The sequence below is a fragment of the Desulfonauticus autotrophicus genome (assembly GCF_055381725.1).
In genome coordinates, this window is sequence record NZ_AP042395.1 from 576,538 (window position 1) to 589,152 (window position 12,615).

Annotated in this window: 13 protein-coding genes; 1 reads left to right on the forward strand and 12 read right to left on the reverse strand. The window is 37.5% G+C overall.

Annotated elements, in window-relative coordinates; all coding sequences use genetic code 11:
• Positions 1-3 precede the first annotated feature (3 nt).
• The gene (locus tag ACZ42F_RS03415; protein ID WP_464280183.1) at positions 4-1,128 is read left to right on the forward strand and encodes a glycosyltransferase family 9 protein; all 1,125 of its coding nucleotides are present in this window, start codon (positions 4-6) and stop codon (positions 1,126-1,128) included.
• Position 1,129: 1 nt separating this feature from the next.
• Here ACZ42F_RS03415 and ACZ42F_RS03420 read toward each other — a convergent pair whose 3' ends face one another.
• The 12 genes from ACZ42F_RS03420 to ACZ42F_RS03475 form a co-directional block, all read right to left on the reverse strand.
• Positions 1,130-2,032, reverse strand: a complete 903-nt coding sequence (locus tag ACZ42F_RS03420) for an ABC transporter permease (protein ID WP_464279757.1) — start codon at positions 2,030-2,032, stop codon at positions 1,130-1,132.
• A 1-nt stretch (position 2,033) separates the two neighbouring features.
• Complete coding sequence (locus ACZ42F_RS03425) at positions 2,034-3,098, reverse strand: ABC transporter permease (RefSeq protein WP_464279758.1); 1,065 nt, start codon at positions 3,096-3,098, stop codon at positions 2,034-2,036.
• Positions 3,099-3,100: 2 nt separating this feature from the next.
• Positions 3,101-4,597, reverse strand: coding sequence for an ABC transporter ATP-binding protein (locus tag ACZ42F_RS03430; RefSeq protein WP_464279759.1), 1,497 nt, complete (start codon positions 4,595-4,597; stop codon positions 3,101-3,103).
• Positions 4,598-4,599: 2 nt separating this feature from the next.
• Positions 4,600-5,244, reverse strand: a complete 645-nt coding sequence (locus tag ACZ42F_RS03435) for a phosphoribosyltransferase family protein (RefSeq protein ID WP_029967112.1) — start codon at positions 5,242-5,244, stop codon at positions 4,600-4,602.
• Positions 5,245-5,287: 43 nt separating this feature from the next.
• A complete protein-coding gene (locus ACZ42F_RS03440; RefSeq protein ID WP_464279760.1) occupies positions 5,288-6,385 on the reverse strand; it encodes a BMP family ABC transporter substrate-binding protein in 1,098 nt (365 codons plus the stop codon).
• A 23-nt stretch (positions 6,386-6,408) separates the two neighbouring features.
• Positions 6,409-7,392, reverse strand: coding sequence for a class II fructose-bisphosphatase (gene glpX / locus ACZ42F_RS03445; RefSeq protein WP_464279761.1), 984 nt, complete (start codon positions 7,390-7,392; stop codon positions 6,409-6,411).
• 18 nt (positions 7,393-7,410) lie between these two features.
• A complete protein-coding gene (tkt, locus tag ACZ42F_RS03450) occupies positions 7,411-9,375 on the reverse strand; it encodes a transketolase (protein WP_029967119.1) in 1,965 nt (654 codons plus the stop codon).
• Between the two features lie 187 nt (positions 9,376-9,562).
• Positions 9,563-9,895, reverse strand: a complete 333-nt coding sequence (locus tag ACZ42F_RS03455) for a 4Fe-4S binding protein (protein ID WP_464279762.1) — start codon at positions 9,893-9,895, stop codon at positions 9,563-9,565.
• A gap of 3 nt (positions 9,896-9,898) precedes the next feature.
• Entirely contained in the window at positions 9,899-10,975 is a 1,077-nt protein-coding gene (locus tag ACZ42F_RS03460) for a hydrogenase large subunit (RefSeq protein WP_464279763.1), read from the reverse strand.
• An 8-nt stretch (positions 10,976-10,983) separates the two neighbouring features.
• Positions 10,984-11,331 carry an NADH-quinone oxidoreductase subunit C gene (locus ACZ42F_RS03465; protein ID WP_464279764.1) on the reverse strand — a complete coding sequence of 116 codons (348 nt, stop codon included), beginning with the start codon at positions 11,329-11,331 and terminating at the stop codon, positions 10,984-10,986.
• On the reverse strand, positions 11,318-11,770 hold the full coding sequence (locus ACZ42F_RS03470) for an NADH-quinone oxidoreductase subunit B family protein (protein WP_464279765.1): 453 nt from the start codon (positions 11,768-11,770) through the stop codon (positions 11,318-11,320). Before ACZ42F_RS03470 ends, ACZ42F_RS03465 begins: the two co-directional genes overlap by 14 nt.
• Before the next feature lies 1 nt (position 11,771).
• On the reverse strand, positions 11,772-12,611 hold the full coding sequence (locus ACZ42F_RS03475) for an NADH-quinone oxidoreductase subunit H (RefSeq protein ID WP_029967130.1): 840 nt from the start codon (positions 12,609-12,611) through the stop codon (positions 11,772-11,774).
• Between the last annotated feature and the right edge of the window lie 4 nt (positions 12,612-12,615).

Sequence of the window (12,615 nt, forward strand, 5' to 3'; positions counted from 1 at the left end):
ATTATAAACTTAAGCCATAGAAAGGAAAGTGCTTTTTTAACGAGGGATTTACAAGCAGAAAAAAAAATAGGTTTAATTGCTACCAAGAATAATGAATTTTATGTCTTGGGTAAGTGGCAACTCTATAAAAACAGTTTGGTTCATAACAATAGGCACAATAGTTTTCACTGGGCTGAATTAAATAGTTTAGATGTTATTCCTTACTCCCTTCTAAAAAATACAAAATGGAAAAAATTACCTGCCACTTCTCCTAAAAAAATAGGACTTTTTTTAGGGGCAAGTAGTAAGGATAAGACTCCAGGGGCAAGGTTTTGGATAGAATTGGCCCAAAAATTATTGTTTAAGGGTTATACTCCTTTTTTACTGGGAGGAGAAAAGGAAAAGGCTCTGGCTCAACAAATTGAGCAGGAGTGTTTACTACCCAGCCAGGCCAATCTTACAGCCAGGTTTGCCTTAAAAGAATTTAGTAAAAGTCTCAGTTATTTTGATTTGCTAATCACTCCAGATACAGGACCTATGCATATTGCTGTTTTTATGGGACAGAGGGTTTTAAATTTATCTTTAGGCAATGTTAGTGCCTGGGATACAGGCCCTTATTTGCCTGGAAATTTTGTTCTAAGACCTTTAATTAGTTGTTATCCCTGTTGGGAATGCAATAAAAACTTATCCTGTAAGCAAAAGGTTGAACCCAGGGATATACTTTCTTTTTTAGAGCATTATCCACTTTTAAATAAGCATATAGGTATAGTAAGTAGAAGAAGAGGGCTTTTTTATCTTGAGCATAATTTGCCTTATTTATCTTTTAAGGAAGAATTTAGGAGTTTTTGGTTTTTTTATTTTGGATACTTGTTTGGTTTGTGGCCAGAAGATAGAGCTAAAAGGTGTTTAAATCATATTTTTACTTTAAGGAGTAGTTTGCGAAAAGTATGGATTCAAGAAATTGCAAAATTTTTAAAAATATTAAAAAAAGATATTGATGAAGAATATTGGAAAAGGAGTGTTCCCTTTTTTAGAATATTTACTAGCTATGTTCTTTTAAATTTGCAAAATGTAAATTTTGCCCCAAAAGAGATTATCAGGTCTATATCCAGGTTGGAAGAGATGCTGGATTGGGTAAAAAAAGCTTAATTTAGGTTCGTAAAAAAGGTTTTCCTAAACCTTGAGGAAAGGAATATTTGCTATTTTTTCTGTTTATTAAGATTAAAATAACCAGGGGAAGTAAAAAGGGGAGCATTTTTAAAATATAGGCAGGAATAAGTTCTTTACCAATGGCCTGAAAATAAAATTGTAGGGCCATAAAAGCGCCGAATAAAAATGCCCCTACAAGTGCTCTTATTGGCTTTAAACAGGAGAAAATCACCATAGCAATGGCAATCCAGCCTTGTCCTCCGGTCATGTTTTCTTTCCAGCCCGGGGTATAAGCAAGAGATAGATAGGCCCCACCTAGGCCTGTTAACATTCCTCCCAGAATAGTGGCTAGATAGCGATATTTATAGACATTTAAGCCTACACTGGAAGCTACCTGAGGGTTTTCTCCCACACTGCTTAGATTTAGTCCCAGGGTAGTCTTTTTTAAAATAAAGTGAATTAGATAAGTTAAAATAAAAGCTAGAATTACCAATACATTTAATTGCCTGAGCAAAATATTAAAGTAGTAGCTTTTTAGACTAAAGGAAGCCAGGGATAGGGTTTGGAGGCCAATAAAACTTCTTCCTAAAAAATTGGCCAGTCCTGTTCCTAAAATGGTAAGAGCCAGTCCACTTAAGATTTGATCACTTCCCAGATGAATACAGAAAAAAGCATGTATACAGGCAAGTAAGCCACCTGCAAGCATTGCTCCCATAAAACCTAGAATTAAAGAGTGGGTGTACCAGGTACAAATAAATCCTATAAAAGCAGAAAATAACATTATTCCTTCTAAACCCAAATTTAAAATCCCGCTTTTTTCTGTAATAATCTCACCCAGAGAGGCCAGCAATACTGCTACACTGGATTGTAAAGTAATACCTAAAATAAATAAAAAATCTTCCATCTTAATTTTTTACAGTTTTAACTCTGGTTAATTTAAATTCACTAAAAGTTTTAGCCATTAGAAAAGCCAGAAGGATAAATCCTTCTAAAACCTGGGTAAAGGAAGCTGAAAGGTGAAATACACTCTGTACTTCTTCTGCTCCTACCTTTAAAATACTTAAAAATATACTTACCAAGGGGAGTAAGAGGGGATTTTTTTGCGCTAAAAAAGCTGCAATAATCCCGTCATAGCCATAGCCTATGGCTAAACCCTGTTGTAATCTTCGGTGTATTCCCAGGACCTCTTCTCCTCCTGCCAGGCCAGCCATAGCTCCGCTTAAAAGAAACATTGCGAGCAGGAGTTTTTTTTGTTCAAAATGGGCATATTGGGCAGCTTTAGGATTTTCCCCAATTACCTTTATTTTATACCCTGTGGGTGTCTTTTTTAAAAAGAAATAAAATAACAGGATTAAAGCTAAAACTATAAACAAGGCTATAGAAATCCTGGTATGCCAGAGTCGTGGCAGCCACACACTTTGGGGGAAAATAGCAGTGCCAGGAAATCCAAACCCCATAGGATCTCTTAAAGGTCCAAAGTAAAGATGCTCCATCAAGATAATGGCTACATAGTTTAAAAGTAAAGAGGAGATAATTTCATTTATCTTCCATTTTAGCTTTAAGATTACAGGGAAAAAAGACCAAAGAGCTCCACCTACAAGACTAAAAAACAGGGCAAAAAACAGGTGAGTAGAAGACGGAAAATATTTAGTAAAATAAAGGGAAAAGATACTGCTAAATATGGCTCCCAGGACCAATTGTCCTTCTGCTCCTATATTCCAAAGACCTATTCTTATGGCTATAAGTACAGAAAATCCAGTTAACATTAGAGGAGTTGATTTTACTATTACTTCTGAAAAGGAATAAAAGTCATAAAAGGGAGTAAAAAAGATTGTCTTATATATTAAAAGAGGGTTTTTTTTTAGAAAAAAGAGTATTAAGGCAAAGATTAAAAAGGAAGATAAAACTAAGAAGAAAAATATTGATATCTTTTTAGTTAAAGATATGTTTCTGGGTCGTAAAATCAGCAATTTTATATAGCTCCTGTTAGATATAACCCTATTTTACTTATTTCTTCCCTGTCCTGAGAAGAGAAGAGTTTTTTTATTTCTCCCTGGAAAATAATAGCAATTTTGTCAGCTAAGCTTAGAGCTTCTTTTATATCCCCTGTAATTAACAGAATAGCTGCCTTTTTTCTGGCAGCTAAAAGTCTATGCCAGACCTCTTCTGTGGCCTGGATATCTAAACCCTGAGTGGGTTGTTCGGCAATAATTAATTGGGGATTTTTGTCTAATTCTCTGGCTAGAATAAATTTTTGCAGGTTGCCGCCAGAAAGGTGACGGGCCAGAGTTTTATTGCCCTTGGGGGCTTTGACCTGGAAATTACTTAACAGGATTTTAGTCTTTTCTTTTATTTTATCCCAGAAAATAAACCATTTGGAAGAAAATTGAAATAATCTGGTAAGGATAAGATTGTGTTCTAAGTCTAATTCACTTACACTGCCTAAATTGTGCCTGTCTTCCGGAATGTAGCTTACAGAAGAGGGAAAATTTTTTGTCCAGGTATGGCCAGTATAGGTTTGGTTTTGAAAATAGAGGCGTCCTTCAAAATCTTCTATGCCTCCTAAAACTCTGGCCAGATTTTCTTGTCCATTTCCAGAAACCCCTAAAATAGCTACTATTTCTCCTTTTTTAATTTCCAGGTTGATGTTTTTTAACTTTTTTTGTTTTTCTTTAGTACAACTTATGTTTTCTAGTTTTAAAATAGTTTCTTGAGGTTGTATTTCTTCTTTATCAACCTTAAATACAATATCTCTTCCCACCATAAGTCTGGCTAGCTCTTTTTTACTTCTTATTTCCTGAGGTAAAAAAGTAGCTATAAGGTGACCTTTTCTTAATATACTTATTCTGTCAGCAAGTTTAAATACTTCTTCTAATTTATGAGTAATAAAAATAATGGTATGTTTTCTCTTTTTTAAAAACAAAAGAATCTCAAAAAAGGAATCTATTTCTTGGGGAGTTAAAATAGAAGTAGGCTCATCAAATATTAATATTTTGGCCTGTTTATAGAGTAATTTTAAAATTTCAACCTTTTGTTTTTCTCCTTCACTCAAATTTATTACTTTTTTATGTAAATCTACCTCTAATTTACTTTCTTTACTTATTTTTTGGATTTTATTTAAGATTTCCTCTTTAGGTATAGTAAATTTAGAAATAGTGCCTAAAGCAATATTTTCCCATACGCTTAGGTTGTCAATGAGCATAAATTTTTGATGAACCATGCCAATGCCATAATCCTGGGCAATTTTGGGGTTTCTAAAAAAAACTTCTTTACCCTTTAGATAAATTTTTCCCTTGTCTGGTAAATAATTCCCAGAGATTATGGACATAAGGGTGGATTTTCCAGCTCCATTTTCTCCCAAAAGGGCATGGATTTCTCCTGGGAAAATATCCAGATTTATATTTTCATTTGCCCAAAAATCACCAAAAGATTTACCAATGTTTGACAAACGCAAAATAGGTTCTTGCATATTTATAAAACTTGAGGGTTAGGTAAGGAAGCAAGGTAATTGACAGGAAAGTCAAAATTAAATTTAGTATCTCCTTCTTTGGCTACAAAATACCCAGCCACTATGGATAGAGGAGGAGATAGTTTAAAAAAATTATTTACCTCTTCAATGAGGTCTTTTAAGGCATAAAGGGTACTTCCAGTACTTACCACATCATCTAAGATGATAACTTTCTTGTGTTTTTTTAAAAAATTTAAATCCCTTTCATAAAGGGCTAAAAACTTTTCTCCACTGGTAATAGAGCTGGAGCCCAATTGAATAACAGGCCTGGTCTTTGGTTCCATATGTGGTTTTACACGATTGTAAGCAATGGCTATGACTTCCAGGCCCAGTTCATTGGCCACTACCTGAGCAAGTTGTAGAGATTTTTCCACAGGAGTAAGTAGAGCAATGTCTTTTAAATCAGGGAAGTCTATTTTGATTTGCTGGGCCAGAAGTCTTCCCAGGTCCTGGTTTACCTTAGTTTGTCCCAGGAGATTTAAAGATACAATTTTTAACCTGGGTGACCCCTCTAAAACTACCCAGGGAAGTTCTAGGGAATAATCTAACCCTTTTATAGTTAAGGAATATTTTTCTCCCAGTTCAAAGTTATTTAAAGAATAACTCATCTTTTAGACCCTTAAATAAGGGGGAAAATTTCCCCCTTTATCTCTAATCAGGAATGGTGCCCTGTACGCCCTTAACCAGCCAGCGCATGGTTAACAGGTCGTGATCAGTAAGTTTTTCTCCTGGTTTTACCTTTAAGTTGCCTTTTTGATCATAAATAGGACCTACAAAGACTTCATCTTGTCCTTGTTTGAATTTTTCCAGCAGGGCTAGAACCTTGTTTTGAACTTCTTTAGGTACAGAAGGGTGAAAAGGACTTAAAGTTAGCATATTTTCTTCAAACCCAGCCCAGTAAGCTTCTGGTTTCCAGGTACCTGCCTGAACTTCCTTTACAACTTTTACGAAATAAGGCCCCCAGTTCCAGATAGTAGAAAGCAAAACACATTTTGCTCCATATTGAGCAGCATCTGTTCCATAGCCAATGGCCGGAACTCCCTTTTTACAAGCAGCCAGGCTACTATCAGGAGTATCAGCCATTTGTCTAATTAAATCATGGCCTCTAGAAATAAGGGTTTCAGCCAGGGTAGTTTCATTGATAGGGTCTCTCCAGGCTTTGAGCCAGACCACTGTGTTTACCTTTTCTGGATTATACTTGTGTCCGCCTTCCTTTAATCCTTTAAGCAAGCCTAAGGTAAAGGCATTGATGCCCCGAATGGGCTCTGGAATAGGATTGGTGGCCACAGTTCCCACATTTTTAAAGCCCATAAGTCCAGCCATATAGCCAGCTAAATATTCTGCCTGATACATCCTGGCAAAATAGTTGCCCATATTGGCTGCAGTCTTATAGCCAGAACAGTGTTCAAAAACCCGGTCAGGAAAGTCTTGGGCCACCATGAGCATGGGATCCATATGTTCAAAGGTAGTACCAAAAATAATATCATAACCTTTGCGAGCATAGTTGCGAAATACCCTTTCTGCATCAGCAGCCAACACCTTTTCAGTATAACTGACTTCTACTTCATCTCCCATTTTTTCTTGCAGGTATTTAATTCCATTGTAGGCAGCAGTGGTCCAGCCCATATCGTCAATGGTCCAGAGCAAAGCAAAGGCTACCTTTACTTTTTTCTTTTGGGCCCAGGCAGGAGCGCTTACTAAAAAGACCAACAGAAAAATGCTTAGAGCCAGAATGTTTGTTTTTTTCATGTTAAAGACTCCTTTTCGGTTTGCTAGTCATACTTAATGGGACTTATTTTCATTAATTTTTCCCAATTGTGTTCAGCTTCTATCCTTCTTATGGTGCCAGTTTTTCCTCTAATAACTAAGGAGTGGGTAATGGCACCCTTGCCAGTATATTTTACTCCTCTTAAAAAGGTCCCTCCAGAAATACCTGTGGCAGCAAAAAAGACATCATCACTTTTAATCAGGTCATCAACAGTAAAGATGCGTTTTAAATCATATCCACCTTCAGCCAGGGCCTTTTTTTCTTCTTCTTTTTGAGGGTCAAGACGGCAAAGCATTTCTCCACCCAGAGCCTTGATAGCACAGGCAGAAAGAACCCCTTCTGGAGTTCCTCCTGTACCCATCATCACATCCACTTCAGAAGTTGGGTCTACTGCCATAAGAGAGCCAGCCACATCTCCATCCGTATGGAGTTGAATCCTGGCTCCTGCCTTTCTAATTTTTTCGATAAGTTGCGCATGTCTTGGTTTGTCCAAGACAAAAACCACTAAATCGTCTACATCCTTGCCTAAAGCCCTGGCGATTTTTTTTAAATTGTCAGCTACAGGAGCATCCAGGTCAATTACTTCTTTGGCTTCTTCAGGCACTACTAATTTTTGCATATAATAGCTGGGGCCTGGATCATACATGCTACCCTGAGGGGCAAGACCTACCACAGAAAGGGCATTGGGTCTGCCCAGGGCCAAAAGATTGGTCCCTTCTACCGGGTCTACGGCCACATCCACTTTGGGGCCTTTGCCTGTGCCCACCTTTTCGCCATTATAGAGCATGGGAGCTTTGTCTTTTTCTCCCTCTCCAATGATAATGGTTCCATCTATATCCAGGCTATTAAAGGAAAAGCGCATGGCATCCACTGCAGCTTTGTCCCCAGCCTTTCTTTGTCCTTTACCCAGCCAGCGACCAGAAGCCATAGCTGCTGCTTCTGTAACTCGCACCAGGTCTAAAGCCAAATTGCGATTGGCCTGCTTCATAGCCACCTCCCCTTCAAATTAAAGGTTTTCTTTTACAAAAGCCAAAGCCTTTTCTAAGGTAAAACCATATTTTTCTTCCAGAACCTTAGCTGGAGCTGAAGCTCCAAAATGGTCAATTCCTAAAACTTTTCCCTTTAATCCTACAAATTGATACCAGATATCCGGACTACCTGCCTCAAAGGCAAAGCGCTTTTCCACTGCTGAAGGCAGGACCTGTTGTTGGTATTCCAGAGGTTGCTCTTTAAAGAGCTCTACGCAAGGCATGCTTACCACTCTGGTGGGAACATCTAAGGATTTAGCCACAGCCAGAGCCAGATGAACTTCAGAACCAGTGGCTATGATAATTACCTCTGGCTTTCCAGTCTCAGCCTCTTTTAAGATATATCCACCTCTGAAAACTCCTTCTGGAAGCTGAGGATAATTATTTTCATCTAAAACAGGCAAGCTTTGGCGGGTAAACAATAGAAAGCTTGGTCTATCCTTTTGTTTTAGGGCAATTTCTAAACAATACTTACTTTCATTGGCATCAGCAGGTCTAAAGACCAGAGAATTGGGAATAAGCCTTAAGGAACTGGCGTGCTCTACTGGTTGATGGGTAGGTCCATCTTCTCCCACATAAAAAGAATCATGGGTAAAAATATGTACTACAGGCAGTTTTTGCAGAGCAGCCATTCTCAAGGCATTTCGTTCATAATCAGAAAAGACCAAAAAGGTGGCTCCAAAACCCACCAGGCCGCCATGTAGGGTCAAGCCATTTAAAATGGCTCCCATGGGAAATTCTCGCACTCCAAAGGCCAAATAACGTCCCTGGGGGTTTTCCAGGTTATCAAATAATCCTACACTTTCTCTAAATTTAACTGTCTGGTTGGAAGGATCCAGGTCAGCAGAGCCTCCCATTAAATTGGGCAGGGTATCAATAAGACTTTCCAGGCAAGCTCCAAAGGCCTTACGGGTAGCTAAGGGAGTTTCTGGAGAAAAGTTGGGCCAGTTAAAAACCCTTTTTTCTGGAGCGCTAAAAATAAAGTCAAAAAATTCCTTTTTGCTTCCCTGAAGCCGGGCAACCTGACTTTGCCATTTTTTAGCCTCTTCTCGTAAGGTACTAAAACGAGCCTGAAAATGCTCAATCACATCTTCAGGCAGGTAAAAGTCTTCTAAAGGAAGGCCTAATTTTTCTTTGGTAGCCTTAATTTCTTCTACAGAGAGAGGAGAGCCGTGAGTTTTTTCACTGCCTTCCAAAGTGGCACATCCCTTGGCCATGGTAGTGTGCCCAATAATTAAAGTGGGCCTGCTTGTTTCTGCTTTAGCTTGAGTTAAAGCCTCTCTTATCTCTTGGTGATTGTGACCGTCTATTTCCAATACCTGCCAGCCAAAACTGGAAAAAAGTTGCTTGTAATCAGTACTATCACAACGGGCAGTAGGCCCTGCCAGTTGAATTTTATTGCTATCATAATAGACAATAAGTTTTCCCAGTTTCCACTTTCCAAAAAGAGAAGCACTTCCTAAAACCACAGGCTCCTGCATATCACCGTCTGAAGCCAGGACATAGGTATAATGATTGCAAATCTCTTCCCCCAACTTGGCCCGCAAAAAGCTTTCAGCTACAGCCATTCCTCCAGCCATAGCAAAACCTTGCCCTAAGGGGCCGGTGGTCGCTTCCACTCCAGGAGTGAGGTCGTGTTCTGGATGGCCTGGGGTTCTGCTTCCCCATTGGCGAAAGTTTTTTAGATCTTCTATAGATAAAAAGCCGCACAAAGTAAGTAAGCTATAAAGAAGCATGGATTCATGCCCTGCAGAAAGGACAAAACGGTCTCGATTAAACCACTTGGAGTCATCAGGATTAAATTGGAGAAAATCCTTAAACAACACATAGGCAAAATCTGCAGAGGACATGGCACCACCAGGATGGCCCGAGTTGGCCTTGCGTGTGGCATCAATAATTAATCCTTTGATAACATTAACACTTTTTACATCTAAGTTTTCCATTTTCTTTAATCTTTCTTTTAGGTTTGAGAGGTTAAACATTAAAAAAACAGCCGACAGGCGAGGGAAACCAAGAAAACCAGACAAAGTCAAGTCTTGATTTCCTTCTTTTTTAAGCAAAAAAAATTTTAGATACAAGGAATTTTTAAAAATTATTTCTTGTCTTGTTTTCTTTTAGGAGGAGTTCCTTTTAAGAGAATATCTTTTTTTCTAAACAGGGTAAGGGAAAGTCTGTTGTATGAGTAAGACATTTTACAGGGCAGGCTGCTTCGCAGTTGCCACATAAAATACATAGATAAGGTTTATACTGCCAGGTACCTTCTTGTTTATTTATTTCAATACAATTGGCAGGGCACTTTAAAGAACAAGAACCACAAAAAATACACTTTTCTACTTGATTTTTTAAAATCCCTCTAACCTCAGGATAGGGAGCTCTTTTTTGATAGGGATAGGGCCTGGTACTTTTCCTTTTTAGCAAGTTAGTTAAAACTGTAGTTAAAAAAGGAGGAAATTTATACTCCATCTATTATCTCTCCGTACAACTAATACAGGGGTCAATAGATAAAATTACAACAGGGACATCTGCCAGTTCTATACCTGTCAACATTTTAGCTAGAGCAGGTACATTGGCAAAAGTAGGAGTTCTAATTCTAAGCCTATCTAAAAATTTACTGCCATTTGCTTTAAAGTAATAAAATACTTCTCCTCTTGGCTGTTCCACTCTAAATACATTTTCCCCTTCAGGATATCCTTTTACTTTTACACTTATAGGTCCTTCAGGTATTTTGCTTAGGGCCTGTCTTATTAAATCTATAGATTGAAACAGTTCAAAATAGCGAACTTGCATTCTGGCAAAGGAATCTCCTTCCTGGGCGATTACAGGTTCAAAGTCCAATTCTGAAAAGGCAGCATATTGGAGTTGCCTACAGTCTTGCGCTACGCCACTGGCCCTTAACACCGGTCCAACTGCTCCCAGATAAAGAGCTTCTTCTGCAGATAATATTCCTTTTCCTTTGGTTCTTTTGGATATAGTGTAATCTTTGAAGAGAGTATCTTTTACTTCTTCCAGTTTATTTTCTATTTCTTTTAATTCAGCTAAAATCCACTTTTGGTCTTCTGTACTTAAATCTCTTTTAACTCCACCCAAAATATTGACAGAAACTATAATTCTGTTTCCTGCAGTTTTTTCATTTATATCCAGAATCTTTTCTCTAATACGCCAGAAGTGATAAAAAAGACTTTCAAAGCCAAAACTATCTGCAAATAATCCTAACCACAGTAAATGTGAATGCATGCGATGAAGTTCAGACCAGATGGTGCGTAAGTATTTTGCCCTGGGAGGTACCTCCACTCCCATCATTTGTTCAATTCCTTCACAATAACAAAGGGCATGAATTTTAGAACAAATCCCACATACCCTTTCTACAACTTGAATCATTTTGTGAATGTCTTTTATTTCGCAAAGCTTTTCTAACCCTCGATGTACATAACCAAAACCAGGAATAGCTTCTTGAACAATTTCATCTTCTACAGTTAGAGAAAAGTGTAAGGGCTCTGGCAAAACAGGATGTTGCGGTCCAAAGGGTATAATTGTCTTGGGCATGATTTTTCCTATTTATTATTTTTTAAAAAAAGAGGATTTTTTTCTGGATAAAATAACTGTCCCTTGTAATCTATATTTAATTTAGCAAAACTTAATCCAAACTGGTCTTGAATTTCGTTTTCCAGTAAAAAAGCTCCCTCATAAATACAAGTAAGAGAGGGAATAGGAGTGTCCTTTGCAACTATAATTTTAAGATGTTTCAAGCTTAAATTTAGGTCAAAGGTATACAGAAGTTCAAACTTTTCTTCTACCTGGGTGCAGCTTATACTTACCAGACGGTATTTTTTTTCTCTTAGTTCTTTTACCTGAGTAAGTAAGTCCTGTAAATTGATTATTTTATAACTAAATTTTTCCATTTTTTACCTTATCTTCTAAAAGTTCTACGCTTTTTAAGACTCCTTCTAAAATCGCCTCTGGCTTAGGAGGACAACCCGGGATATAAATATCCACAGGAATAATTTTATCCACTCCACCAATTACATTGGGAGCTTCTGCAAATATTCCTCCACTAAGGGCACAGGTGCCTACTGCTAGAATAACTTTAGGCTCTGGTATTTGTAAATATAAATTGTTTAATATTTCTTGATTTTTTCTATTTACAGTTCCAGTTACTAAAAAGATATCAGCATGCTTGGGATTGCCCACATTGATTACGCCAAAGCGTTCTGCATCATATACAGGAGTCAGGACTGCTAGAGTTTCTATATCACAGCCATTGCAACTACCACAGTCAAAGTGAAGCAACCAGGGTGATTTTTTTATTCCAGTTAAGAGAAGTCTTTTGATAAATTTCATTTTATCCTTTATATAACCAGATTAGATTAATTAAAGCCAAAATAATTCCCACAGACCAGGCATTTTTTAGCATAAAACGCCAGGTTAAACGGCTAGTAATGTTATCTACAATAATTTCCAGAAAATAGGTCAGGAAAACCAAAATTGTGCTCATAAAAAAACTATTAGCCCAAAATAAAGATATAAGGCCTAAAATAAATACCAGCTCAAACCAGTGAGCTAGTTCTACTATAGCCAGATAACTACCTGAATATTCTGTAAAAACACCTCGTACAATTTCTTGATGGGCGTGATGAGAGGCTGAAATGTCAAAGGGTGATTTTCTTAACTTGATAGTCAGGGCAAAGGTAAGGATTAAAAAGAGTAAGGGAAGTTTGGCTAAAAGAGGATAATTTAGTTTATAGATGGAGCTTATTTCAAAACTTCCGGTAACTAAATAGATTCCTACAATTACTGCAATAAGTAAAGGTTCATAAGCTATGATTTGAAAAAGCTCTCTTTGTCCTCCTATTTGACTAAAGGGAGAAGATACAGAAAAGGCCCCTAAAACTAAAAAGATAGAGCCTACAGCCTGAACAAAAAAGATTAAAAGTAAATCAGCTTGTAAAAAGAATAAAAAGGCACAGGTTATTGCTCCACATAAATATACATAGGCACAAAAGGAAAGCCAGTAATTGGAAGTTTTACTTTCTTTGCCTAATAATTTAAATAAATCATAAAAGGGCTGGAAAATAGGCGGTCCAATTCTGGATTGTAAGTAGGCTGTCAGTTTTCTATCTATCCCCAGAATAACTCCAATAGCAAAGGGGCTTAAGAGAAAAAGAAAAAGTTTAAGAAACATTGGC

Excerpts from the sequence above, each read along its gene's own strand:
- glpX (WP_464279761.1), bottom strand. The coding sequence starts at position 7,392 with ATGAAGCAGGCCAATCGCAATTTGGCTTTAGACCTGGTGCGAGTTACA.
- ACZ42F_RS03455 (WP_464279762.1), bottom strand. The coding sequence starts at position 9,895 with ATGGAGTATAAATTTCCTCCTTTTTTAACTACAGTTTTAACTAACTTG.
- ACZ42F_RS03440 (WP_464279760.1), bottom strand. The coding sequence starts at position 6,385 with ATGAAAAAAACAAACATTCTGGCTCTAAGCATTTTTCTGTTGGTCTTT.
- ACZ42F_RS03460 (WP_464279763.1), bottom strand. The coding sequence starts at position 10,975 with ATGCCCAAGACAATTATACCCTTTGGACCGCAACATCCTGTTTTGCCA.
- ACZ42F_RS03430 (WP_464279759.1), bottom strand. The coding sequence starts at position 4,597 with ATGCAAGAACCTATTTTGCGTTTGTCAAACATTGGTAAATCTTTTGGT.
- ACZ42F_RS03435 (WP_029967112.1), bottom strand. The coding sequence starts at position 5,244 with ATGAGTTATTCTTTAAATAACTTTGAACTGGGAGAAAAATATTCCTTA.
- ACZ42F_RS03465 (WP_464279764.1), bottom strand. The coding sequence starts at position 11,331 with ATGGAAAAATTTAGTTATAAAATAATCAATTTACAGGACTTACTTACT.
- ACZ42F_RS03420 (WP_464279757.1), bottom strand. The coding sequence starts at position 2,032 with ATGGAAGATTTTTTATTTATTTTAGGTATTACTTTACAATCCAGTGTA.
- ACZ42F_RS03470 (WP_464279765.1), bottom strand. The coding sequence starts at position 11,770 with ATGAAATTTATCAAAAGACTTCTCTTAACTGGAATAAAAAAATCACCC.
- tkt (WP_029967119.1), bottom strand. The coding sequence starts at position 9,375 with ATGGAAAACTTAGATGTAAAAAGTGTTAATGTTATCAAAGGATTAATT.
- ACZ42F_RS03475 (WP_029967130.1), bottom strand. The coding sequence starts at position 12,611 with ATGTTTCTTAAACTTTTTCTTTTTCTCTTAAGCCCCTTTGCTATTGGA.